Below are 23,600 nucleotides of genomic sequence, written 5' to 3' on the forward strand. Positions count from 1 at the left end.
CCCACGCAGGCGCCGGCAAAGGACATGAAACGGCGAGGATGAACTAGACTGCCATCGCCAGGCGCCGCTTCTCGGCGCGCTGCATGAAGTGATTGGCCACCACGACGCCGACGGTGACGACCGCAATGAACAACGTCGCCAGTGCGTTCATCTCCGGGTTCAATCCCAGCCGCACGCGCGAGAACACCACCAGCGGCAGCGTCGTCGAGCCAGGCCCCGACAGGAACGCGGACAACACCAGATCGTCGATCGACAGCGTGAACGACAGCAGCCAGCCCGCAATCAATGCCTGTGAAATCAGCGGCAACGTGATGAAGAAAAATACACGCAGCGGCGTGGCGCCGAGATCCAGTGCAGCTTCCTCAAGCGACGGATGCAGGTCACGCACACGCGACTGCACGATAATCGCCACGTAGGAAATACACAGCATCACGTGGCCGATCCAGATCGTGAAGATGCCGCGTCCCGCCGGCCACCCAAGCCACTTGCCCATTTCGATGAACAGCAGCAGCAGCGAAATGCCCTGGATCACTTCCGGGATCACGAGCGGCGCATTGATCATCCCCGTGTACAGCGTGAAGCCGCGAAAACGCCCCATGCGCGCGAGCACGAAACCCGCCCACGTGCCGATGATCACCGACGCGAACGCCGTCAGCAACGCCACACGCAGCGACAACCACGCGGCATTGATCAGTTCCTCGTCCTGCAACAGCGCGGCGTACCAGCGGGTCGAGAAACGCGTCCACACCGTCACGAGCTGCGACTCGTTGAACGAATACACAACGAGGCTGATGATCGGCACGTACAGAAACGCGAAGCCGATCGCGAGCGCGATGAACTGCAATACACGATTTGGCTTCATCAGCGCTTCTCCTCCAGTGCCTTCGCCTGCGAATACTGGAACAGCGCCATCGGCACGAGCAGCAGCAGCACCATCGCGCAGGTGACGGCGGATGCCATCGGCCAGTCGGCGTTATCGAAGAACTCATTCCACATCACGCGGCCGATCATCAGCGTGTTCGCGCCGCCAAGCAGTTCAGGAATCACGTACTCGCCCACGGCAGGAATGAACACCAGCAGACAGCCCGCGATGATGCCGTTCTTCGACAGCGGCAGCGTGATCTGCCAGAACGCCCGCCATGGCTTTGCGCCGAGATCGTAGGCGGCCTCGAGCAGCGTCAGGTCCATCTTCACGAGGTGCGCGTAGAGCGGCATCACGAGGAACGGCAGGTATGAATAGACCATGCCGATATAAACGGCCGTGTTCGTGTGATACAGCTCGATCGGCGAATGAATCAGCCCGATCGACATCAGGAAGTTGTTCAGCAGGCCGTTGTTCTTCAGGATGCCGATCCACGCGTACACGCGAATCAGGAACGACGTCCAGAACGGCAGCATCACCGCCATCATCAGGATGTTGCGCGTGGCGGGATTCGAGCGCGCGATGTAGTACGCCATCGGATAACCGAGCAGCAGGCACAACAGCGTCGAGATCCCCGCGACCACCACCGAGTTCACATACGTCGCGAAGTAAAGGCTGTCCTGCAACAGGAACGCGTAGTGCGACACGTCGAGCGCGATGTGAATCACGCCGTCCTTGAACGACGTCAGTTCCGTGTACGGAGGAATGCCGAGTTGCAGATCCGCGAAGCTGATCTTCACGACCAGCAGAAACGGCACGAGGAAGAACAGCAGCAGCCAGATGAACGGCCCCGCGACGACGGCCGTGCGCCCCGTCAGATTGAAGCGGCGCACCGGCCACCGCATGAACGATTGCAGCGCGCTTTTCATGATGTCAGCACCACGCCCGCCGATGCACTCCAGCGCACGTACACTTCATCGCCCCATGTCGGCGTTTCGATTTCCGACAACGCGAGACTCGACACGTTCGCGATCACCGTTTTGCCCCCGTCGAGCTTCACGTGATACAACGAGTAGCCGCCCATGTACGCAATGTTCGTGACGACGCCCTTGCCCCAGTTGAACGCGCCTTCGGGCGGCTTGCGCGTGAGCGCGATGCGCTCCGGGCGCACCGAAATCGTCACGGGCATGCCGAGCGGCCCCGTGATGCCGTGGCTCACGTACAAGCGTACGGGCAGATCCGGCGTTTCGATGTACACGTGATCCGGCTCGTCCTCGACGACATTGCCGTCGAACAGATTCGTCGAGCCGATGAACTCCGCCGAGAAGCGGCTGTTCGGATACTCGTAGACTTCGTTCGGCGTGCCGAGCTGCACGATCTCGCCTTCGCTCATCACGGCCAGGCGCCCTGCCATCGTCATCGCCTCTTCCTGATCGTGCGTGACCATGATGCAGGTGACGCCGACCTTGTCGAGAATATTGACGAGCTCGATCTGGGTGCGCTGGCGGATCTGCTTGTCGAGCGCGGACATCGGCTCGTCGAGCAGCAGCAGCTTCGGACGCTTGACGAGCGAGCGCGCCAGCGCGACGCGCTGCTGCTGCCCGCCCGACAGCTGATGCGGCTTGCGCTTCGCGAAGCGCGCCATCTGCACGAGCTCGAGCGCGGACTGCACGCGCTCCTTCAGCTCAGCCTTCGGCACGCCTTCCTGCTTGAGGCCGAACGCGACATTCGATTCGACCGTCATGTGCGGAAAGAGCGCGTACGACTGGAACATCATGTTGACGGGACGCCGGTATGGCGGCATCTGCGCGAGGTCTTCGCCGTCGATCAAAATCTTGCCCGACGTGACCGTTTCCAGCCCCGCGAGCATGCGCAACAGCGTCGACTTGCCGCAACCGGAACTGCCGAGCAGCGCAAACAGCTCGCCCTTCTTCACCGACAGGTTGACGCCCTTGACCGCGACCGTCTCGCCGAATTTCTTCACGACGTCGACGATCTGCACGAAATTGTCCGCTGCGTCCTGCACAGCGACGGAATTGCCCGAGGACGACACGCCGGCCCCTGCCAGCACGTTCGACTGGTCACTCATGATCTGCTGCTTCTCTCCCTGCATTTGACGAACAAAGCCCCCGGCTGGATACCGGGGGCTTCATGATGATGCTTGCCTGCACTATCGTCTGGCTCAGCCTGGCTCAGTTGCCAGGTCAGCGGCCGGACTTGAACTCGGTCCACAGCCGCGTCTGCAGACGCTGGATTTCAGGCGGCAGCGGCTTCAACAGGAACAGCGTCTTGACGACGTCCGCCGGCGGATAGACGGCGGGATCGTTCGCGACATCCTTGTCGACGTACTTGCGCGCTTCCGTGTTCGCGCTCGGATAGTAGACGGCGTTCGTGATGGCCGCGTGGACCTGCGGCGTCTCGATGTAGTTGATCCACTCCATCGCGGCTTCCTTGTTCTTCGCGTCCTTCGGAATCGCCATCACGTCGAACCACACGGGCGCGCCGCCCTTCGGAATGTAGTAGTCGATCTTGTACGCCTTCTTGGCTTCTGCCGCGCGATGCTTCGCGATCACGACGTCGCCCGACCAGCCGTAGGCGAAGCAGATGTCGCCGCCGACCATGTCGTTGATGTAGCCCGACGAGTTGAACTGCGTGATGTACGGACGGATCTTCTTCATCATCGCGAGCGCCTCGCGATAGTCGGCCGGGTTCGTGCTCATCGGATCCTTACCGATGTAATGCAGCGCGGCCGCGAACATCTGGTCCGGCGCGTCGAGCACGGAGACGCCGCACGCCTTCAGCTTCGAGATGTTTTCCGGCTTGAACAGGACGTCCCAGCTGTCGAGCGCGACGCTCTTGCCGAGAATCTGCTGCGCCTTGGTGACGTTGTAGCCGAGGCCCGTCGTGCCGTATGCCCAGGGCACCGAGAACTTGTTGCCCGGGTCCGCGCCCGCGACAAGCGTCATCAGCGCCGGATCGAGATACTTGAGGTTGGGGATTTTCGACTTGTCGAGCGGCGCGAAGATGCCCGCTGCGATCTGCTTGCCCGCGTAGTTGCTGGTCGGCACAACGATGTCGTAGCCCGAGTTGCCCGTCAGCAGCTTGGCCTGCAGCGTGTCGTCGCTATCGTAGTTGTCGTACTTGACCTGAATGCCCGTCTGCTTGGTGAAGTTCGGAATCGTGTCTTTGGCGATGTAGTCCGACCAGTTGTACACATTCAGTTGTGTATCTTTTGCCGCCGCCGACATGAAAGGCGTCGCGCACAGTACCAGCGCAGCCAGTTGGCCCACCACCCGTTTCTTCATTCCGTTCTCCGTTCTGACCGGCGCGAAACCGGTCGCTTACCCCGCTTCAAGCCGCTGTGCGCTGCTCGCGGCTGCCCTTGAAAAACCCGAAAACTACCATCAATCGATGCCCGATTCAAAAAAAACCGCCAGATGTCGCGCAAACGGTACAGCGCGGCGTTCCGTGGCCGGGTTCCGCCTTACAGGCAGATTCCGTGCGGCTCCGGCATCGAGCGCGTCATCGGCGGCCTGTCGAGGCCAGGCAGCGGCATTTCGTCCGCTGACATGCATTGGGTCGGTACAGCCGGCACGCCGCTGCAAAATTGGCCGCAATTTTATCGGGTTATCGCGTCCTGTCCACCCGAAAAAAACCTTGCTTCCTGCATCCAGCCGTCCTGTGCTGTGCAGGTCCGCTGAAGCGGACTGCATCCCGCCCCAAACCCTCTCTCACCATCACTATAGACTGTCAAATTAGCCCAGATAGTGGTCGCGGCGTTATGCATCGCCATGCAGCGGAGTGCATGGCATGCCGATTGCCCCGTGGAGTGCGTCTTTCACTGTCACAGTGCGATGAACACGAATCCGTTCGCGTTGGATCCGTCCCGCCGGCGCCGCCGCCCCGGTTCGAAGCCGCCGCGCCCCGGCACCTGGCTGCCGTTCGTCGGCTCGGGCGCGCTCGTCGCGATCGGCTATATGGACCCCGGCAACTGGGCGACGGCGCTCGCGGGCGGCGCGAGCTACGGCTACACGCTGCTGAGCGTCGTCATCCTGTCGAGCCTGATGGCGATGCTGCTGCAGTGGGTGTCGTCGCGCCTCGGCGTGGTGACGGGGCGCGATCTCGCGCAGTTGTGCCGCGAGCGCACCGGCCGGCGCGTGACGCTGTTCCTGTGGGTGACGAGCGAGATCGCGATCATCGCGTGCGATGTCGCCGAGGTGGTCGGCAGCGCGGTCGCGCTGCAACTGCTGTTCGGCGTGTCACTGACGGCGGGTGTGCTGATGTCGGCCGTCGGCACCTTCGCGATGCTTGCCTTGCAGCGGCATGGGCAGCGCACGCTGGAGACGGTGGTAGTCGCGCTCATCCTGTTCGTCGGCCTGTGCTTCGTGATCGAGCTGGTGCTCGCGCGGCCCGACTGGCGAGCCGCGCTGACGGGCGCGGCACCCAGCGCCGAACTGCTGCGCAACGCCGGCATGGTGTGGCTCGCGGCGGGCATTCTGGGCGCGACGGTGATGCCGCATAACCTGTATCTGCATTCGGCGCTCGTCAAAACGCATGCGCACTCCACCAGTGACGCCGACATCGCCGATGCCTTGCGCGGCGTCAACTTCGGCACCTTCAGCGCGCTTTCATTGGCTTTCGTGATCAATGCGGCGCTGCTCGTCGTGTCGGCGGCCGTCTTCTACGCGAGCGGGCACCGCACCGTCACCGATCTCGCCGATGCGCATCGGCTGATCGCGCCCATCGTCGGTTCGCACTGGGCCGCTATCCTGTTCGCGGCTGCGCTACTCGCGTGTGGCTTGAGCGCGACCGTGACGGGCACGCTCGCGGGTCAGGCGGTGATGGAAGGCTTCCTGCAGATCCGGCTGCCGCGCTGGCAACGCGCGCTGCTCACGCGCGCTCTGGCGATCGGCCCGGCGCTCGTCGCCGTCGGCCTGTTCGGGCCGCACGGCTCGGCGCAGTTGCTGGTTGCGAGCCAGGTCGTGCTGAGCCTGCAACTGCCCCTCGCCGTCGTGCCCTTGATCCGCTTTGGATCGGACCGCCAGCTGATGCACGGCTGGCGCGTGCGCGGCGTGCCGCTCGTGCTCGCGTGGGTCTGCGCGGCGGGCATCATTGCACTGAATGGCGCGTTGATCTGGGAGACGGCGACCGGTTGAATGGGCGCGTCGAGATGCAATGCAGCAGTGCATAGGGTGCCTATCTATGGGTAGGCTACTTCAACGGCTATGGCGAGGACCTGCTCGACTACAACAAGCGTCAGCACTGGAGGGCACGCATCGGCTACAGCATCGCGCAATGAAGTTCAATGCATGTCGGCTGTGAGCGCCAAATGGGTGCCGGAAGCCGACTGCGCTTTTGGTTTACCATAGCGGACCGCACGCATTCCCCGTTCAAGGTATCTCGATGTCATCGAATCTGCACGACCTTCCCGACAGCCCCTGCATCGGCGTCTGCTCGACGCTTTTCGACGAAATCTGCAAAGGGTGTGGGCGCACGGCGACGGAAGTGGCGAACTGGGTGTTTCTGACCGATGAGGAAAAGCGTTCCGTCTGGACGCGCATCGAGCGCGAAGGCACGGCGATGCGGTTCAAGTTCGACAAGCTGTGATGCATTTGCCTGTTGGGCGGACGCGCCGCTTGATTGCACATGCACTGATCCGATAAGCGAGAACGCCGGCTCATGACGAGCCGGCGTTTTTCATTGCATGATCGTTGAGACGGAAGGCGATCAGAACTTCATCCCGACACCGACGCCGACGATCAACGGATCGATATGCAGCGTGCCGAGCGATGCGCCATTGAGCGATGCATCCGTCTTCATCCAGACCTTCTTTACATCGACGTTCGCGAACACCGACTTCGTCAACTGCACGTCGACGCCCATCTGCAGTGCCGGACCAAAACTGCTGCGCTTGACCGAAATCTGCTGGTCGCCCGCATGCAGGCCGTCGTTGTAGAAGTACGTGTAGTTCACGCCCGCGCCGACGTACGGCCGAACCTGCCCCTGATGATTGAAGTGATACTGCAGCAAAAGCGTCGGCGGCAGCACATTGACGCCACCCAGGTCGCCGAGATTCGAAGTCAGTTGATGCCGCGACGTGCCGAGAATCAGTTCCACGCCTATGTTGTCGCGAATCATGTATGTGAAGTCGATTTCAGGCACGATCGCGTTGTTGACGTCGACGTTCAGCGCGGACAGCGTGTCGCTCGTACGCACCTGCGGCATGATACTGATGGCACGCAGGCGCACCAGCACGTCGCCAGCATGAATGCCTGAAGTGGTGTCGGTGTCCGCAGCGAATGCGTGCGAAGTCATCAGCGCCAGCCCGGCTGTGCATAGCGCGACCCCGATCGATCGAATTTTTTTGTTCATAAGCTACCCTGATTTTCTTGTGTGGTTGCGCGAGGTGCGAAGCATCGTGCGCGAGAGCATTGTCGAAGTTCCCCTACACGCGCTCTTTGACCCCCGTCAACCCAGCGAAAACGCAAGACGCCCTGCGACAGCCGGTCGCGCCACGCCCGTCAGCAGCAGTTCAAGAAGATCGCGCACGCTGCGGATTGCCGTGCCGAACGGCAATGCTTCGCGTCCACGAAAAAACAGGCCATTGTTCACGTCACCGCGCAGTGCAGCCGCAAGACGCGTATCGATACAGAAGTGACCGAACTTTTCAATGCCGTCGCGCAAACCGCATGCACTGAGGCACTCGAGTGCAGTCGGGCATGCGCGTTTGAGTGCGCCGATCTTTGTGCGAATGCGCGATTCGTTGCGCAGATAGCGTTCGAGCCACGGCGTCTTCACGGCGCGCGCCGGCAAGCCCGTCACGCTGACGAATTCGACGATGTCGTCCGGCGTCGCTTCGGCCAGCACGCGTTTGAAGTTCGGATGGGCGTCGCCCTCTTCCGTCACGGCGAACGGCGTGCCGATCTGCACGCCGTTCGCGCCGGCTTCGAGACAAGCACGCACCGCTTCATGACTATTGATGCCACCGGCAACGATCACCGGCACTTCACTTCGGCTGATCTGCAGCGAAGTAAAGATCTCGTCGATTTCCTGCAGTACCCGCGTGAACTCGAAACGCGCATCGTGCATGTCGTCGAGATTCGTTACGCCGAGATGACCGCCCGCGTGCGCCGGGTGCTCGATCACGATTGCATCGGGCAAGCGGCCTTTCTTCATCCACTTCCTGAGCACCACGCCGACGCCCCGGCTGTCGGACAGAATCGGAATCAACGCAATATCGCGCCCTTGTGTCAGGTCGGGCAGATCGAGCGGCAGACCGGCTCCCATGACGATCGCGTCCGCGCCGAGGTCGCAGGCAATCCGCACGTAGTCCGCATGCGCGTTGACCGCCTTCATCACGTTGATGGCGATCATGCCGCGCCCTTCGCTGAGGGTTCGCGCGGCATGGATCTCACGCGTAAGCGCGACGCGGTTCGCGTTTTCGAGCGTCGCGCGGTCGGGGGTCGCGCGGCAACGTTCGAGCAGGTCGGCGTGGTGATGGCGCAAATCGATGCTGGCGATCGTGCCGAGTGCGCCTTCGCGCGCCACGCTGCCCGCAAGCCGGTGCGCGGACACGCCGACGCCCATGCCGCCCTGCACGACGGGCAACAGCGATCGCCCGCGAATCACGAGCGGCGCAAAGGGATGGGAAGGAAACATGAGAGACCTCCGTCGTCGATCGGATTCGACGAAAAGCCTCGATGGTCGCAACTATCCAATGCAGTATCTTGCGTGAGGTCAAACAAAAAGCGCGTGCCGGTTATCGACACGCGCTTTCGTTGCGCTCCGTCATCGGTTGTACACGTCGCGTCGACATGAATTGCCCCGCGTCGCGCTCATGCAAATCTATGCAGGCTTATTCACCTTCAATTGCATCGACTTGTACTCGAGGTATTCTTCGAGCCCATATGCGCCGTTCTCGCGGCCATGTCCCGACTGCTTGTAGCCGCCGAACGGTGCGGCCATGTTCCATGCGCCGCCGTTGATATCGACCTGCCCCGTGCGGATACGCCGCGCAACGCCCATCGCGCGCTCGTCGCTCCCCGCCCATACGGCGCCGCCGAGTCCGTACACTGAGTCATTCGCGATGCGCACGGCTTCTTCTTCGTCCTTGTAGGTGAGGATGGTCAGCACCGGACCGAAGATTTCTTCCTGCGCAATCGTCGCCTTCGGATGCACCCGGCCGAACACAGTCGGTTTCACGAAAAAGCCCTTCGAAATGCCATCCGGCATGCCGGCGCCGCCCGTGACGAGTTCCGCGCCTTCTTCGATGCCACGCGCAATATAGTGCTGCACGCGAGACTGCTGCGCAGCGGAAGCTAGCGGACCCAGACGCGTCGTCTCGACACGAGGATCGCCTGCGACAAATGCTTCGGCTACCTTCTTCGCCAGTTCGCGCGCTTCGTCATAGCGCGATTCGGGCACGATCATCCGCGTGTGCGCCGAGCACGTTTGCCCCGAATTCAGAAAGCATGCGCCCACCGTACCCTTGATCGCCGCAGCGAAATCCGCATCGTCGAGAATGACTGACGCCGATTTGCCGCCGAGTTCCAGTGCGACACGCTTCACCGACGCGGACGCCAGTTCCGATACGCGTTTGCCTGCGCGCGTCGAACCGGTGAACGACACCATGTCGACGGATGGGTGACTGGCGAGCACTTCACCGACCACGGGACCATAGCCGCTGACCAGATTGAACACGCCGGCGGGCAGCCCAGCTTCATGAATCGCCTCCGCCAGCACGAAGGCATTCAACGGCGCCACTTCCGACGGCTTGAGCACGATAGTGCAGCCAGCCGCAAGTGCGGCTGCCACCTTCAGCGTGACCTGGTTCAGCGGATAGTTCCACGGCGTAATCGCGGCGACGACGCCGACGGGCTCCCGCACGACGAGCGAATTGCCGACCTGCTCTTCGAATTGGAATTCACCCGCGAGCTTCGCATAGGCATTCCAGTTGTAGACAGGACCGCCGACCTGAATCGCGCGTGCGAGCTTGATCGGCATGCCGACTTCGCCGCAGATGTAGCCCGCGAGTTCATCGGTGCGCGCCTTGAGATTGTCTGCAATTTTTTGCAGGTAGGCGCCGCGCTCCCTGGGCGGCGTCGCGGCCCAACCGTCGAAAGCAGCGCGGGCAGCGGCGATGGCCGCCTCGGCATCAGCTTCGACGCCCTCGGGAATGCGGCCCATCACTTCTTCCGTACCCGAGTCGATCACGTCGATCGTGCCTGTGCCGCACGGCTTGATCCATTTGCCGTCGATGTAGAAGTGCTCGAAGGTCTTCATTGTCTTGTGTCCTGTCTCCTGGATAGTCTGTTCATTTTACTCGTGAGGAAAGGACTCAATCGGACGCAGGCAAGAGGAATCGGCGCGCGAGCGCACAGCGCAACGGCAGCAGGCAATAAAAAACCCGCTTCGTAAGAAGCGGGTTTTTATGGAAACCGCGGCGCTAACGCTTACTGCACGCCCTGGCTCGAAAGGAAGTCTTCGTAGTTGCCGCCGAAGTCGGTCAGCGTGCCATCCGTCTTCACCTCGATGATCCGGTTCGCCAACCCGCTCACGAATTCACGGTCATGCGAAACAAAAATCAGTGTGCCGTCGTACTTGTCCAGCGCGATCTGCAGCGATTCGATCGACTCCATGTCCATGTGGTTGGTCGGCTCGTCCATCAGCAGCACGTTATGGCGGCCCAGCATCAGCTTGCCCCAGATCATGCGGCCCTTCTCACCACCCGACAGCACCTTCACCGACTTCCTGATGTCGTCTGCATTAAAGAGCAGGCGGCCGAGCGTGCCGCGCACCATCTGCTCGTCATCGCCTTCCTTACGGTACTGGTCGATCCAGTCCATCAGCGTGACGTCGCTCGGGAACTCTTCGTACGTGTCCTGCGGCATGTAGCCGACGTTCGCGTTCTCCGCCCACTTGATCGAACCGTGGTCGACGCTCAGATTGCCGAGCAGCGAACGCAGCAGCGTCGTCTTGCCCGCGCCGTTTTCACCGATGATCGCGATGCGCTCGCCCGGCTGCACGCTGAGGTCGAAGTTACTGAAGATCGTGCGGTCGTACTTCTTCGTGATGCTGTCCGCGACCACCGCAATATTGTGCAGTTTCTTCTCGTACTCGAAGCGGATGAACGGGTTCTGACGCGACGACGGCTTGAATTCCTCGATCTTGATCTTGTCGATCATCTTCAGACGGCTGGTTGCCTGGCGTGCCTTCGACTTGTTGGCCGAGAAGCGGCGCACGAAATCCTGCAGGTCGGCGACGCGTTCCTTCGCCTTCGCGTTCGCGGCTTGCTGACGCTCGCGCGCCTGTGTGCTCGCGAGCATGTAGTCGTCGTAGTTGCCGGGATAGACCTTCAGCGTGCCGTAGTCCATGTCCGCCATGTGCGTGCAGACCTGGTTCAGGAAGTGTCGATCGTGCGAGATGATGATCATCGTCGAGTCGTACTCGTTCAGCACGTCTTCGAGCCAGCGGATCGAGTTGATGTCCAGGTTGTTGGTCGGTTCGTCGAGCAGCAATACGTCCGGCTTCGAGAACAGCGCCTGCGCGAGCAGCACGCGCAGTTTCCAGCCCGGTGCGACGTTGCTCATCGGACCATTGTGCAGGTCTATCGAGATACCGATGCCGAGCAGCAGTTCGCCCGCGCGCGCTTCGGCCGTGTAGCCGTCGTACTCGGCGAACTTCGCTTCCAGTTCGGCCGCGTGCATGTAGTCGTCGTCGGTGGCTTCCGGGTTCGCGTAGATCGCGTCGCGCTCGGTCATCGCCCCCCACATTTCTGTGTGGCCCATCATCACGACGTCGAGCACGCGCACGTCTTCGTACGCGAACTGGTCCTGACGCAACTTGCCGAGACGAACGTTCGGCTCGAGCATCACATTGCCTGCGCTCTGCTCGAGATCGCTGCCCAGGATCTTCATGAACGTGGACTTGCCGCAACCGTTCGCGCCGATCAGGCCGTAGCGGTTGCCTCCGCCGAATTTGACCGAGATGTTCTCGAACAGGGGCTTCGGCCCGAATTGCATGGTGATGTTGGCAGTAGACAGCACGGCGCGTCCCTTTGAATGATAGATCGGCGAAAAACCTAGTATTTTAGCAGGTTATCGCGTCATGCGCGCCGCGCTCCGGACCACCGCCAGCGCCCTGCTACCCTTTTTTACGTGGCGTCTGCAACACGTCGATGAAACCGGACAAATCGGCATCCGCCAGTCCCATGGCTGCACCGAGACGCAGCAACTGCTGCACCGTGCCCGAAACCGGCATTGGAGTGCCCGTCTCGTAAGCCGCGGCTGCAATCGTGTCCACATCTTTCTGGAACGTGCTCAACGCGCCGATCGGCGGCTGACCTGACTGCGTCATGCGCGGCACGAAGGTCTGCAGCAGCACCGAGTCGGCCCAGCCGCCAGCGAGCGCCTGCGTCAACCGTGCGGCGTCGATACCGCTGCGCTGCGCGAGGCTGACGGCCTCGGCGATAGCCGCCACCGTCGACGTCACGATCGCCTGATTGCACAGCTTGGTGGTTTGTCCCGCGCCCGCCGCGCCCATGTGTGTGACGCGAGCCGCATAGGCCCCGATCACGGGTGTGACGGCGGCAACATCGGCGGCCTCGCCGCCCGCCATCACGGCGAGCGTTCCGGCGATCGCACCCGCCACGCCGCCCGACACGGGGGCGTCGATCCAGCCGATGTTCGCGTTCGCCGCCCGTGCGGCGAACGCGCGGGTCGCCGACGGCGGGATGCTGCCGTGATCGACGATCCAGCGCACGTGGCTGTTGCCATTCGCCTCGTGTACGCCTGGCACGATGCCGTTCGCGCCGAACACGACTTCTTCGACGGCTGCCGCGTCCAGCACGCACAGGAAAATTGCTTCAGCCCGGCCGACGAGTCCGGCGGGTGTCGACGCGACCGTCGCGCCGTCCGGCACCAGTGCCTCCGCCTTCGCCGGCGTACGGTTCCACACCTGCACTGCATGGCCTGCACCCAGCAGATGCCGGATCATCGGCGCACCCATCAAGCCCGGTCCGCAAAAACCGATCTCCACTTCTCTCTCCTCCATTTGATGCACTGCACGCAACGGATTGCATCCGCCGCCAACCGACGGCATGCGAACCGTTCATCATACCGGCCGCATCGCGTTGCAGCATGCCGGGCACGCGATGGGCGCCATGCATTCGAGTTCGTCACGCTACCGCCATTGCCTATACTTTTTGGACCATCAGGAGGTGAATCATGAGCGACCACGTGTACAAGCAGATCGAGCTAACAGGTTCGTCAACGAAGTCCAGCGATGACGCGATCCGCTGCGCGATCGAAAAAGCCAGCAAAACACTACGCAATCTGCACTGGTTCCAGGTCATCGAAACGCGCGGTCACATCGAAGACGACAAGGTGTCGCACTGGCAGGTCACGCTGAAGGTCGGATTGCGCATCGACGACTGAGGCGGGCGGTATCGCGTGCAGCGAGTTGCATGACGTATGCGGCCCGCAGGCGGCGCGTTCCGCGCAAGCATGAAAAAAGCTGCATCCGGCACGACACCGAATGCAGCTTTTGGCGTTTGCGCATGACGCGCAAACGCATGCACTACGCTTCAACCGCGGAAATCCAATCCCGCGTGCCCCCCCGTGCCGCACGCATTTCAATGCAGTGCATCACTTCGGCAGCGAACCGTCCACGCCTTCGACATACCAGTTCAATCGCTGCAGTTCAGGATCGGCAAGCGTCTTGCCAGCCGGCACCTTCACCGCACCCGTCTGGTCCTTGATCGGGCCTGTGAACACATCCCACTTGCCGCTTGCCAGTTGCGTGCGCTTCGCGTCGACATCCTTCATCGCGTTGGCCGGAATAGCCGACGTGTTCATGTCTTCGAGATTGACAGCCTTCTGCGGAATGCCCCACCACACGGGATCGTTCTTCCACTTGCCGTCCAGCACTTGCTGGATCGCAGCCGTGTAGTACACGCCCCAGTGCGCAACCACTGAACCCAGGTGCGCATCAGGACCGAACTTTTTCATGTCCGAGTCCCAGCCGAATGCATGCACATGCTTTTCAGACGCAGTGGCCAGCGTCGCGCTGGAATCGGTGTTCTGCAGCAGGACGTCCGCGCCCTGGCCGATCAGCGTTTCGGCTGCCTGCTTTTCCTTGCCCGGATCGAACCAGCTGTTGATCCAGATGACCTTCGTATGAACCTTCGGATTCACCGAGCGCGCGCCGAGCGTGTAGGCATTGATGTTGCGCACCACTTCAGGAATCGGCACCGAGGCGACGAAGCCGAGTGTATTCGTCTTCGTCACGTAGCCGGCGGCGACGCCCGCCAGATAGGCACCCTGATACATGCGCACGTCGTACGTGCCGAAGTTTGCTGCCTTCTTGTAGCCCGTTGCGTGCAGGAAGACGGTGTCCGGGAAATCCTTCGCGACCTTCAGTTCGAAGTCCTGGAAGCCGAAGCTCGAACCGAAGATGATCTTGTTGCCCTTGTTCGCCAGATCGCGGAACACGCGCTCCGAGTCGGCGGACTCGGGCACGTTCTCGACACGCGTGATCTTGATCTTGTTGCCGAACTTCGCTTCTGCTTCCTTCGAGCCCTGGTCGTGGGCGTAGGTCCAGCCTGCATCGCCGGGGTTGCCGAGATACACGAACGCGACGCCGGGCACATCGGCGGCCTGCGCAGTCTGCGTCAGCGCGCCGCCCGTCGCCAGCGTCGCGGCGGCCAGCGCCAGTGCGCTCAGCATGGTTCTTTTCTTCATGTTTTCTCCTGTCGTTGAATCAGATGTTTTTACTTGATGAACTGGTATGCACTGCCATTGATCGCTTGACGCCGCGCTCAGCCCGCCGCGAAGAACGGCTTGCCGAGCGACGCAGGCGCATTCAGGCGAATCGTGTTCGGATTGCGCGAAATCAGCACCAGCACCACGACCGTCGCGACGTACGGCAGCATCGCGAGGAACTGCGTCGGCACGGGAACGCCGATCGCCTGTGCATAAAACTGCAGACCCGTCACTGCACCGAACAATAGCGCACCGATCAACAGACGCCCCGGACGCCACGTCGCGAACACGACGAGCGCCAGCGCGATCCAGCCACGACCTGAAGTCAACTGCTCCTGCCATAAGTGCAGGTTGACGATCGAGTAGTAGCCGCCCGCGAGCCCCGCCATCGCGCCGCCGAACAGCGTCGCGCCATAACGCACGCCGATCACGGGAAAACCGACCGAATGCGCAACCTGCGGCGACTCGCCGACCGAGCGCAGCACGAGCCCGGCGCGCGTGCGGTACAGGAACCAGCCAACGACGCCGAACATGATGAACGCAAGATAGTCGAGCGGTGTCAGGCTGAATAGTGCAGGTCCCAGCACGGGAATCTTCGAGAGGCCGGGAATGACCCACGTGCCGATCGACTCGCGCACGGCCGCCGACGTGTACGGCTTGCCGACATAGGCCGACAGGCCGATGCCGAAAATCGTCAGCGAAAGCCCCGTGGCGACCTGGTTCGCTAGCATCGACAGCACGAGGAACGCGAACAGCAGCGACATCGCGATGCCCGCGACGATCGCGGCGAGCACGCCCAGCCAAGGGTTGCCCGTGATCGCTGTCACCGCGTAGCCCGTCACGGCGCCCATCAGCATCATCCCTTCGACGCCGAGGTTGAGCACGCCCGACTTCTCGGTGACGAGTTCGCCGACGCCCGCGAACATCAGCGGAATCGCGGCGACGACGGCACTCGACGTGAGCGCGCTGGCTTGTTGAATATCCATGAGATTTGCTCTGAATCCGGCGGTTTTACGATGCCGCGATGCCGCGACGGCGCACGCGATAGTTGACGAACAGGTCCGCGCCCAGCAGACAGAACAGCAGCAGCCCCTGGAACACGCCCGACAACGCCTGTGGCAGTTGCATCGACGTCTGAACGGCCTCGCCGCCGAGATACAGCAAGGCCATCAACAAACTTGCGAGCACGATGCCGACCGGATGCAGCCGTCCGACGAACACGACGATGATCGCGGTGAAGCCATAGCCCGGCGACCACGTCGCCTGCAACTGGCCGATGGGCCCGGAGATCTCGCCCATGCCGGCGAGTCCCGCGAGGCCGCCGCTGATCAGCAGCGACGTCCAGATCGTCTTCTTGTCGGAGAAGCCCGCGTAGCGCGCGGCCAGCGGCGCAAGACCGCCGACGTTCATGCGGAAGCCCGCGAAGCTCTTGCGCATGAACAGCCACACGAGCGGGATCGCGATAATCGTCACGAAAATCGACGCGTTCAGCCGCGTGCCCTTCAGAAATTTCCAATGCCAGTCGCCGTAGAGCGTCGGGTACAGTGCGTCACCTGAGAACATTTCGGAGAGCGGGAAGTTCATGCCCTGCGGATCGCGCCACGGTCCGCTCACCAGATAGATCAGCAACTGCGTGGCGACGTAGGTGAGCATCAGGCTCGTGAGAATCTCGTTGGTGTTGAAGCGGCTCTTGAGCAGCGCGGGAATCGCGGCCCACGCCATGCCGCCCAGCACGCCCGCGATCATCATGGTCGGCAGGATCCACCAGCCGGTGGCCTGATCGAAGTAGATCGCGACGCCGCTCGCCGCAATACCGCCGAGCAGCATCTGCCCTTCCGCGCCGATGTTCCAGACGTTCGCGCGGTAGCCGATGGCAAGGCCCAGCCCGATCAGGCAGAGCGGCGACGCCTTCAGCAGCAGTTCGGCCCAGCCGTTGACACTCGACAGCGGCTCGATGAAAAACGCGTGCATCGCCTGCGCCGGGTCGCGCCCGACGAGGCTGAAGATCAGAAAGCCGATCACGAGCGTGAGGAGCGCGGCGATCAGCGGCACGGCAAGCTGCATCGTTCGCGATGGCGACGTGCGGGCTTCGAGTCGATACGGAAGAATCATTGTGCGTTTTGTCGTTGTCTATGCAGTTGCATTCGCGAGCACTTCAGTTCATGCCCTTGAGTTCATGCATGCGCCGGTTGCTCCGCAGAGGGCGGCGCGCCCTCGCGGTCCCCGAACAGCCCGGCCATCCAGCGGCCGATCTCTTCCGCGTTCGTGTCGCCCGTCTTGCGTGTCGGGGACATGCGTCCGCGCGCGATGACGGCGATGCGGTCGCAGATGTCGAACAGTTCCTCGAGTTCTTCAGAGATCACCAGAATCGCGACGCCGCGCGCCGACAGATCCAGCAACTGCTGGCGGATGAACGCGGCCGCGCCCACGTCGACACCCCAGGTCGGCTGTGCGACGACGAGCACCTTAGGCGCCTGCAGAATCTCGCGGCCCACGATGAATTTCTGCAGATTGCCGCCCGACAGGCTCTGCGCGAGCGCGCTGTCGCCGCCGCAACGCACGTCGAACGATTCGATGCAGCGCTTCGCGAACGCGCACATCGCGCCTGCGTTGATCCAGCCCGAACGCACCATCTGTTGCCGATGCGCCGTCAGCAGCGCGTTTTCCGCGAGCGACATCGCGGGCACCGCGCCGCGTCCCAACCGCTCTTCGGGCACGAATGCAAAGCCCAGTTTGCGACGCGCCGCTGCGCCGAGCTTGCCGGCAGGTTTGCCGCAGATCGTCACGGCATCGGCGCGATTGCCCTTGTGCTCGCCCGAGAGGGCCGCCAGCAGTTCCGCCTGACCGTTGCCCGATACGCCCGCGATGCCGAATATTTCACCTGCATGCACGCTGAACGACACATCGGCGAGCGACGTCCCGAAAGGATCATCGCTGACAGATGAAAGATTTTTCACGTCGAGCAACACGTCGCCAGGTGTGTGCGCGCGGCGTTCATAGTCGGGCAGCGAGTGACCGACCATCAGTTGCGCGAGCGATGCATGTGTCTCTTCGCGCGGCGTCACGCGGCCCGTCACCTTGCCGCCACGCATCACGGTGGCCGTGTCGCAAAGTTCCTGGATTTCGTCGAGCTTGTGGCTGATGTAGAGAATGCTGCAGCCTTCCGACGCGAGCCGGCGCAGCGTCGCGAACAGCTTGCGCACGGCTTGCGGCGTGAGCACCGAGGTCGGCTCGTCCATGATGAGCAGACGCGGATTCTGCAACAGGCATCGCACGATTTCGACGCGCTGCCGCTCGCCCACCGTCAGGCTATGCACGTGGCGCTGCGGATCGATGTCGAGCCCATACTCCGCCGACACGTCGCGGATGCGCTTGCCCAGTACCTTCAGATCGAACGGCTCGTCCAGCGCGAGCGCAATGTTCTCACCGACGGTCAGCGTCTCGAACAGCGAGAAGTGCTGAAACACCATGCCGATGCCGAGCTTGCGCGCTGCCGCCGGGTTCGCGATGTCGACGAGCTGGCCTTCCCAGCGGATTTCGCCTGCATCCGGACGCACTGCACCGTAGATGATCTTCATCAACGTGCTCTTGCCCGCGCCGTTTTCGCCGAGCACTGCATGAATTTCGCCGGGCGCGACGATCAGCGTGACGTCGTCGTTCGCGCGAACTGCAGGATATTGCTTGCTGATGCCCGTCAGTGCGAGGCGCGGTGTGGCGCCGTCGCTACGGTTTGCGCCGTTTGCGTGTGCGCCGCTGCCCATCGGGCCGGCTGTAGGTGTGTCGCTCATGTTGTTCCGTATTACGCGTGTGGCCGGCAGCACGCGGCGTCGCGCGCGCTCCCCGCTTGAATCCCAACTGAATCCCAGTTCAATCCCGCTCGAAATTCCGGCCCCGGACGCGCGCGTCGTGCTACCGCAGCCGATCGACAATACCGAAATCGCCCCTCTCAGTCGAGCCGCCAAAATTCCCGCAAAGCCGCGCCGCTGCGCGGTTTGCGGGTATCCCACCCTTGACGGTTCTTTATCTCTATATTAAAACGCATATACCCCCAAGCCCGTTCGATCAGCCAGAACATATATTTCGGAGAAGTCATGAGTCAGCAACGCGAGGCGATCGACACTTACCTACTGCGCGTCTTGCACACCCTTCTGATGGAGCGCAGCGTCACGCGCGCCGCCGTCAAACTGAACCAGTCGCAACCCGCGATCAGCGCCGCGCTGCGTCGGCTGCGCGACATCACGGGCGACCCGCTGCTCGTGCGCGGCAAATCCGGCATGGTGCCGACCGAGTACGGGCTGCGCCTGCTCGAACCCGTGCAAAATGCACTGCGCGAAATCGAACGCATTAAATTTCAGCAGCACAACTTCGATCCGGCGACGTCGATCCGCTGCTACCGGATCGGCTGCCCGGACTACCTGAACGTGCTGTTCGTGCCGACCGTCGTCGAGCGCTTCCGCAAGGCCGCGCCGAACGCGACGCTCGAGTTCCATTCGCTTGGCCCCGCGTTCGACTACGAACTGGCACTCGAGGACGGCAAGCTCGATATCGTCGTCGGCAACTGGCCGGAACCGCCCGAGCAACTGCACCTGTCCAATCTGTTCGTCGACCAGATCGTGTGCCTGATGAGCAACACGCATCCGTTTGCGAAGCGCGGCAACCTGACGCTCGATCAGTACCTGAACGCGCCGCATCTCGCGCCGACGCCCTATTCCGTCGGCCAGCGCGGCGCGATCGACGTGCATCTCGCGCGGGAGCGCCTCAAGCGCCACGTCGTCGTCACGCTGCCGTACTTCAACCTTGCGCCGTACGTGCTGATCAAGTCCGATCTGATCTTCACGACCACGCGCCTTTTCGCCGACTACTACGCGAAGTTCCTGCCGCTGACCGTCGTGCCCGCGCCGCTGGATTTCCCGCCGATGCAGTATTACCAGTTGTGGCATGAGCGCGTGCATTACTCCGATGAAGTGCGCTGGTTGCGCAGCCTCGTCGCCGAGGCGACCAAGACGCTGATCGCCAAGTAATACGGCTTTCAATCGCGACAGGCAAAGCACTATCGTGCAGGCGGCGGCTTCCAACCGCCGCCTTTTTCATTCGACGCGCTCAGGCTGCACTTTCACACAGCGTCTGCGCGAGACGGTTATGCCGCTCGATCACTGGACCGAGATCCACGGTCGTCAGCACGCCGTCTTTCACCACGACCTTTCCGCCAATCACGCTCGTCGAGACCTGTGACGGCGCACAGAACACCAGCGCCGCGACGGGATCATGTAGCGCGCCCGCAAAGAGCGGCTGTCGCAGATCGAACGACACGAAATCCGCCGCCATGCCGGGCGCCAGCGCGCCGATATCGTCGCGGTTCAGCACCTTCGCGCCGCCGAGCGTCGCAATCTCGAGCGCCTCGCGCGCGGTCATCGCATCCGGTCCGAAGCCAACCCGCTGCAACAGCAGCGCCTGACGCACTTCGGCGACCATCTGCGCGCCGTCGTTGGACGCCGATCCGTCGACACCCAGGCCGACGGGCACGCCCGCCAGCCGCATCTTTTTCACGGGCGCGATGCCCGATGCGAGCCGCATGTTCGAACACGGACAATGCGCGACGCCCGTCCCCGTGCGCGCGAACAGCCGGATGCCGGCATCGTCGAGTTGCACGCAGTGCGCATGCCATACATCGCGGCCGACCCAGCCGAGATCCTCTGCATACTCGGCCGGCGTCATGCCGAACTTCTCGCGGCTGTATGCAATATCGTTCACGTTTTCGGCGAGGTGCGTATGCAGCGACACGCCGTAATGCCGCGCCATGGCCGCCGATTCGCGCATCAGATCGCGGCTCACCGAGAACGGCGAACACGGCGCGACGACGACGCGCAGCATTGCGTAACGCCCTTCGTCGTGATACGTCTCGATCAGACGCTGCGTGTCTTTCAGGATGTCTGCTTCCTTCTCGACGACGGAATCCGGCGGCAGGCCACCGTCCTTCTGTCCGACGCTCATGCTGCCGCGGCTCGCATGAAAACGCATGCCGATGCGGCGCGCGGCGGCGATGCTGTCGTCGAGCCGGCTGCCGTTCGGATAGATGTACAGGTGATCGCTCGACGTCGTGCAGCCCGACAGCAGCAGTTCGGCCATCGCCGTCAGCGTCGACACCTCGATCATTTCCGGTGTGAGATTCGCCCACACCTTGTACAGGCTGGTCAGCCAGCCGAACAGCTCGGCGTCCTGGGCGGCAGGAATCGCGCGCGTCAGGCTCTGATACATGTGGTGATGCGTGTTGACGAGGCCGGGAATCACCAGATGGCCCGTCATGTCGAGGATTTCGTCGGCTGTGTCGGGCAGTTCATCCGCCCGACCGACCGCTACGATCCGGTTGTCTTCGATATAGAGGCCGCCGTCGCGCAATTCGCGCCGCTCGCCGTCCATCGTGACCAGCACGTCCGCATGCCTGACCAGCATCGTCCTGCCGCGCTGGCCGGTCGTTCGCGTCACGCCGGTTGAACTGGTTTGCATCGTCATTCGTTTCTCCAGTGCTGCCCTGTGTTGCCGCCGATGAGGCCGCTCCACGATGCTGCGCTGTTGCGCTGCTCTGGCCGCATGTAGCCGGTCAAAGCTGCATCGTTCTGCCGTCGCCGCAGCCGGCGGTTGTCCGGGCAAGTGCAAAAGTCGTTCGAACGCGATGTCGGCGGCACGCCACCGTGCCGTCGCGTCCGTTCGAACGCAGTTGGCCCGGTTACCCAGCGTGTTCCGCCGTCTTCGGGATGCGCGGCAACGCCGCGCATGGACGTAACCTTCGGGCGACAAAATTGCGCTGGCAACTCGCGCCGCTGCGATACCGAAGTTCACACCGTGCATATAGTCGTCATTTTTGGCGCCGGTACGATCGGAACCGTGCAGCACCTCCCGTCGAGCCTGCATCGGACTGCCTGTCCGATACCCGCCGGCGGGGCGTCATGCGGCAGCGATTATCTTTCCTATCGCTGCCGCGCGAAGGTGAACAATGTTTCTACAATGGATGTCACGGCGCTCGCTTCAAACCGCCGACGGGTATGTAGCCACTGACGTGGAGCCTCGATCCGCCGCAACGTGTAATGGATCGGGCCGCCGCTGAAACCTCGCATCCACACAAGGACAATCGCGAATGGGCAAGCTCACTACCCACGTGCTCGACACGGCAAACGGCCGTCCCGGCGCCGATATCAAGGTCGAACTCTTTGCGCTCTCCGGCGACACGCGCCGCGCGCTCAAAACCACCACCACCAATCACGACGGCCGCTGCAACGAGCCGCTGCTCGAAGGCGATGCACTCGCCGTCGGTGAATATGAACTGGTGTTCCATGCAGGCGACTATTTTGCGTCGATCGGCACCAAAGTGCCCGAACCGCGCTTCGTCGATCGCGTCGTGCTGCGTTTTGGCGTTGCCGATGCGGGTGCGCATTATCACGTGCCGCTGCTGGTGTCGCCCTGGGCGTACAGCACCTATCGCGGAAGCTGAAGCGAACGGCCTCGCGTGCATTTCGCAGATGACATGGAGACATTCGCGAAGCGCAAGCCAGCAAGCCGTGATCGATCGGCACCCGATTTCATCCGATTGCCGTTGCATGCACTGATCCGATAGCGGACATGCACCGGCGCAACAACCCCGCATGCCGCGCAACACCTGAGATGCTGCGCGAACAACGAATCAGGAGTGGAGGAGTTTCATGGAAGGCTTTATCACCGACTGGCTGAATCTCGCGATTCGCTGGTTTCACGTTATCGCCGCGATTGCATGGATCGGCGAGTCGTTCTACTTCGTTGCGCTCGACAACAGCCTGAAGCCGCCTGTGGACCCGAACCAGCGCCGGCGCGGCGTGTTCGGCGAACTGTGGCACGTGCATGGCGGCGGGTTCTACAACATGCAGAAGTACACCGTCGCACCGCCCGAAATGCCCGACGACCTGCACTGGTCGAAGTGGCCGTCGTACACGACATGGCTGTCTGGCTTCGGTCTCTTCACCGTGTTGTATCTGTTCGCGCCGAACACGTATCTGATCGACAAGAACGTGCTCGACATGGGCCCCGTCGTCGCGATCTTTTCGGCGCTGGGCTTTCTCGCCGCCGGCTGGATCGTGTATGACTCGCTGTGCCGGCTGCTTGGCAACAAGGACAAGGTGCTCGGCATCTGCGTGGGCATCTATGTGCTGATCGCCGCGTTCCTCGCGTGCCACATCTTCGCGGGCCGCGCGGCGTATCTGATCATGGGCGCGATGCTCGCGACGATCATGTCGGCGAACGTGTTCTTCGTCATCATCCCCGGCCAGCGCAAGATGGTCGCCGCGATGCTCAAGGGCGAAACGCCGAACCCGATCTACGGCAAGCGCGGCAAGCAGCGCTCAGTCCACAACACGTACTTCACGCTGCCCGTCGTGTTCGCGATGCTGTCGAACCACTACGCGATGACGTACACGCATCCATACAACTGGGCGGTGCTCGTCGTCATCATGCTGGCGGGCGCGTTGATCCGTCAGTTCTTCGTGATGCGTCACCGTGGCCAGGTGCTGTGGTATCTGCCGCTCGCGGGCATCGTGCTGATGTTCGGCGCGCTGTTCTGGACGATGCCGAAGCCCGTCGTACCCGTCGCGGAAGCGGCGAACGCGCCTGTCGTGAAGACGGCCGATATCGTGCCCGTGCTGCAGCAGCGCTGCGTCGCCTGCCACTCCGCGCATCCGACGATGATGGGCAGCGCACCCGCCGGCGTGTTGCTCGATACGCCTGCGGAGATTTCGACGAACGCGCAGCGCATCTATCAGCAGGCCGTGACGCTGAAGGCGATGCCGCTCGGCAACGTCACGCACATGACCGACGAGGAACGGCAGAAGATTGCCGCGTGGTTCCAGGGCGGCGCGGTGAATTAACGATCGAGGTGTCGATGACGGGCGCAAGCCCGTTTCTTCGAGGTTGGCGGGTTGTGCGCGCAAGCGCGCAGTCCGCCTTTTTTGTGCCTG

The 23,600-nt window shown here is 62.5% G+C and carries 20 protein-coding genes; 6 read left to right on the top strand and 14 right to left on the bottom strand.

The features are described 5' to 3' along the window. Positions 1 to 43: 43 nt before the first annotated feature. The 4 genes from BLT65_RS00455 to BLT65_RS00470 form a co-directional block, all read right to left on the bottom strand. Entirely contained in the window at positions 44 to 862 is an 819-nt protein-coding gene (locus BLT65_RS00455) for an ABC transporter permease subunit (protein ID WP_007588301.1), read from the bottom strand. Beyond that, positions 862 to 1,791, bottom strand: coding sequence for an ABC transporter permease subunit (locus BLT65_RS00460; protein ID WP_091774003.1), 930 nt, complete (start codon positions 1,789 to 1,791; stop codon positions 862 to 864). The genes BLT65_RS00455 and BLT65_RS00460 overlap by 1 nt, the downstream gene beginning before the upstream one ends. Then, the gene (locus BLT65_RS00465) at positions 1,788 to 2,951 is read right to left on the bottom strand and encodes an ABC transporter ATP-binding protein (RefSeq protein ID WP_167306431.1); all 1,164 of its coding nucleotides are present in this window, start codon (positions 2,949 to 2,951) and stop codon (positions 1,788 to 1,790) included. Before BLT65_RS00465 ends, BLT65_RS00460 begins: the two co-directional genes overlap by 4 nt. 115 nt (positions 2,952 to 3,066) lie before the next feature. Next, positions 3,067 to 4,167 carry a polyamine ABC transporter substrate-binding protein gene (locus BLT65_RS00470; protein ID WP_091774005.1) on the bottom strand — a complete coding sequence of 367 codons (1,101 nt, stop codon included), beginning with the start codon at positions 4,165 to 4,167 and terminating at the stop codon, positions 3,067 to 3,069. Between the two features lie 549 nt (positions 4,168 to 4,716). On the opposite strand from BLT65_RS00470, the gene BLT65_RS00475 reads away from it, so the two are divergent. Then, complete coding sequence (locus BLT65_RS00475; RefSeq protein ID WP_091774007.1) at positions 4,717 to 6,018, top strand: Nramp family divalent metal transporter; 1,302 nt, start codon at positions 4,717 to 4,719, stop codon at positions 6,016 to 6,018. Positions 6,019 to 6,265: 247 nt separating this feature from the next. Next, complete coding sequence (locus BLT65_RS00480) at positions 6,266 to 6,469, top strand: DUF1289 domain-containing protein (RefSeq protein WP_042313590.1); 204 nt, start codon at positions 6,266 to 6,268, stop codon at positions 6,467 to 6,469. Between the two features lie 120 nt (positions 6,470 to 6,589). On the opposite strand, the gene BLT65_RS00485 is transcribed toward BLT65_RS00480, so the two are convergent. The 5 genes from BLT65_RS00485 to BLT65_RS00505 all read right to left on the bottom strand — a co-directional run bounded on the left by BLT65_RS00485 (position 6,590) and on the right by BLT65_RS00505 (position 12,913). Then, positions 6,590 to 7,234 carry an OmpW/AlkL family protein gene (locus tag BLT65_RS00485; RefSeq protein WP_007588291.1) on the bottom strand — a complete coding sequence of 215 codons (645 nt, stop codon included), beginning with the start codon at positions 7,232 to 7,234 and terminating at the stop codon, positions 6,590 to 6,592. Positions 7,235 to 7,330: 96 nt separating this feature from the next. Then, positions 7,331 to 8,521, bottom strand: a complete 1,191-nt coding sequence (locus BLT65_RS00490; protein ID WP_091774009.1) for an NAD(P)H-dependent flavin oxidoreductase — start codon at positions 8,519 to 8,521, stop codon at positions 7,331 to 7,333. Positions 8,522 to 8,707: 186 nt separating this feature from the next. After that, positions 8,708 to 10,144, bottom strand: coding sequence for an aldehyde dehydrogenase family protein (locus BLT65_RS00495; RefSeq protein ID WP_091774011.1), 1,437 nt, complete (start codon positions 10,142 to 10,144; stop codon positions 8,708 to 8,710). 170 nt (positions 10,145 to 10,314) lie between these two features. Beyond that, positions 10,315 to 11,907, bottom strand: a complete 1,593-nt coding sequence (locus BLT65_RS00500; RefSeq protein WP_042313582.1) for an ABC-F family ATPase — start codon at positions 11,905 to 11,907, stop codon at positions 10,315 to 10,317. A gap of 97 nt (positions 11,908 to 12,004) precedes the next feature. Continuing rightward, positions 12,005 to 12,913, bottom strand: a complete 909-nt coding sequence (locus BLT65_RS00505) for an NAD(P)-dependent oxidoreductase (RefSeq protein ID WP_091774832.1) — start codon at positions 12,911 to 12,913, stop codon at positions 12,005 to 12,007. Positions 12,914 to 13,086: 173 nt separating this feature from the next. On the opposite strand from BLT65_RS00505, the gene BLT65_RS00510 reads away from it, so the two are divergent. Beyond that, positions 13,087 to 13,296, top strand: coding sequence for a dodecin (locus BLT65_RS00510; protein WP_091774013.1), 210 nt, complete (start codon positions 13,087 to 13,089; stop codon positions 13,294 to 13,296). Between the two features lie 210 nt (positions 13,297 to 13,506). Here the strand turns inward: BLT65_RS00510 and BLT65_RS00515 are convergent, their stop codons facing one another. The 4 genes from BLT65_RS00515 to BLT65_RS00530 form a co-directional block, all read right to left on the bottom strand. After that, positions 13,507 to 14,601 carry a BMP family ABC transporter substrate-binding protein gene (locus tag BLT65_RS00515; RefSeq protein WP_007749341.1) on the bottom strand — a complete coding sequence of 365 codons (1,095 nt, stop codon included), beginning with the start codon at positions 14,599 to 14,601 and terminating at the stop codon, positions 13,507 to 13,509. Between the two features lie 77 nt (positions 14,602 to 14,678). Next, positions 14,679 to 15,608, bottom strand: coding sequence for an ABC transporter permease (locus BLT65_RS00520; RefSeq protein WP_042313576.1), 930 nt, complete (start codon positions 15,606 to 15,608; stop codon positions 14,679 to 14,681). Positions 15,609 to 15,633: 25 nt separating this feature from the next. Then, the gene (locus BLT65_RS00525) at positions 15,634 to 16,734 is read right to left on the bottom strand and encodes an ABC transporter permease (RefSeq protein WP_091774015.1); all 1,101 of its coding nucleotides are present in this window, start codon (positions 16,732 to 16,734) and stop codon (positions 15,634 to 15,636) included. Positions 16,735 to 16,796: 62 nt separating this feature from the next. Beyond that, on the bottom strand, positions 16,797 to 18,410 hold the full coding sequence (locus tag BLT65_RS00530; protein ID WP_091774017.1) for an ABC transporter ATP-binding protein: 1,614 nt from the start codon (positions 18,408 to 18,410) through the stop codon (positions 16,797 to 16,799). Positions 18,411 to 18,713: 303 nt separating this feature from the next. On the opposite strand from BLT65_RS00530, the gene BLT65_RS00535 reads away from it, so the two are divergent. Further along, complete coding sequence (locus BLT65_RS00535; RefSeq protein WP_007588280.1) at positions 18,714 to 19,643, top strand: LysR substrate-binding domain-containing protein; 930 nt, start codon at positions 18,714 to 18,716, stop codon at positions 19,641 to 19,643. 79 nt (positions 19,644 to 19,722) lie between these two features. On the opposite strand, the gene BLT65_RS00540 is transcribed toward BLT65_RS00535, so the two are convergent. Next, entirely contained in the window at positions 19,723 to 21,132 is a 1,410-nt protein-coding gene (locus BLT65_RS00540) for an 8-oxoguanine deaminase (protein WP_091774019.1), read from the bottom strand. A 622-nt stretch (positions 21,133 to 21,754) separates the two neighbouring features. Between BLT65_RS00540 and uraH the strand changes: the two genes are divergently transcribed. Together uraH and BLT65_RS00555 are read left to right on the top strand one after the other, a co-directional pair. Continuing rightward, entirely contained in the window at positions 21,755 to 22,108 is a 354-nt protein-coding gene (gene uraH / locus BLT65_RS00550; protein ID WP_042313565.1) for a hydroxyisourate hydrolase, read from the top strand. A gap of 208 nt (positions 22,109 to 22,316) precedes the next feature. Then, entirely contained in the window at positions 22,317 to 23,510 is a 1,194-nt protein-coding gene (locus tag BLT65_RS00555) for a urate hydroxylase PuuD (protein ID WP_007749363.1), read from the top strand. The last annotated feature ends 90 nt before the right edge of the window (positions 23,511 to 23,600 follow it).

The organism is Paraburkholderia steynii, from assembly GCF_900100565.1.
Taxonomy (GTDB): Bacteria; Pseudomonadota; Gammaproteobacteria; order Burkholderiales; family Burkholderiaceae; genus Paraburkholderia; species Paraburkholderia terrae.

Bases quoted from the DNA above. Each gene is read 5' to 3' on its own strand.
- BLT65_RS00535 (WP_007588280.1), top strand. From the start codon at position 18,714: ATGAGTCAGCAACGCGAGGCGATCGACACTTACCTACTGCGCGTCTTG.
- BLT65_RS00460 (WP_091774003.1), bottom strand. From the start codon at position 1,791: ATGAAAAGCGCGCTGCAATCGTTCATGCGGTGGCCGGTGCGCCGCTTC.
- uraH (WP_042313565.1), top strand. From the start codon at position 21,755: ATGGGCAAGCTCACTACCCACGTGCTCGACACGGCAAACGGCCGTCCC.
- BLT65_RS00490 (WP_091774009.1), bottom strand. From the start codon at position 8,521: ATGTTTCCTTCCCATCCCTTTGCGCCGCTCGTGATTCGCGGGCGATCG.
- BLT65_RS00455 (WP_007588301.1), bottom strand. From the start codon at position 862: ATGAAGCCAAATCGTGTATTGCAGTTCATCGCGCTCGCGATCGGCTTC.
- BLT65_RS00530 (WP_091774017.1), bottom strand. From the start codon at position 18,410: ATGAGCGACACACCTACAGCCGGCCCGATGGGCAGCGGCGCACACGCA.
- BLT65_RS00525 (WP_091774015.1), bottom strand. From the start codon at position 16,734: ATGATTCTTCCGTATCGACTCGAAGCCCGCACGTCGCCATCGCGAACG.
- BLT65_RS00505 (WP_091774832.1), bottom strand. From the start codon at position 12,913: ATGGAGGAGAGAGAAGTGGAGATCGGTTTTTGCGGACCGGGCTTGATG.
- BLT65_RS00520 (WP_042313576.1), bottom strand. From the start codon at position 15,608: ATGGATATTCAACAAGCCAGCGCGCTCACGTCGAGTGCCGTCGTCGCC.
- BLT65_RS00485 (WP_007588291.1), bottom strand. From the start codon at position 7,234: ATGAACAAAAAAATTCGATCGATCGGGGTCGCGCTATGCACAGCCGGG.
- BLT65_RS00470 (WP_091774005.1), bottom strand. From the start codon at position 4,167: ATGAAGAAACGGGTGGTGGGCCAACTGGCTGCGCTGGTACTGTGCGCG.
- BLT65_RS00510 (WP_091774013.1), top strand. From the start codon at position 13,087: ATGAGCGACCACGTGTACAAGCAGATCGAGCTAACAGGTTCGTCAACG.
- BLT65_RS00495 (WP_091774011.1), bottom strand. From the start codon at position 10,144: ATGAAGACCTTCGAGCACTTCTACATCGACGGCAAATGGATCAAGCCG.
- BLT65_RS00465 (WP_167306431.1), bottom strand. From the start codon at position 2,951: ATGAGTGACCAGTCGAACGTGCTGGCAGGGGCCGGCGTGTCGTCCTCG.
- BLT65_RS00540 (WP_091774019.1), bottom strand. From the start codon at position 21,132: ATGACGATGCAAACCAGTTCAACCGGCGTGACGCGAACGACCGGCCAG.
- BLT65_RS00480 (WP_042313590.1), top strand. From the start codon at position 6,266: ATGTCATCGAATCTGCACGACCTTCCCGACAGCCCCTGCATCGGCGTC.
- BLT65_RS00555 (WP_007749363.1), top strand. From the start codon at position 22,317: ATGGAAGGCTTTATCACCGACTGGCTGAATCTCGCGATTCGCTGGTTT.
- BLT65_RS00475 (WP_091774007.1), top strand. From the start codon at position 4,717: ATGAACACGAATCCGTTCGCGTTGGATCCGTCCCGCCGGCGCCGCCGC.
- BLT65_RS00515 (WP_007749341.1), bottom strand. From the start codon at position 14,601: ATGAAGAAAAGAACCATGCTGAGCGCACTGGCGCTGGCCGCCGCGACG.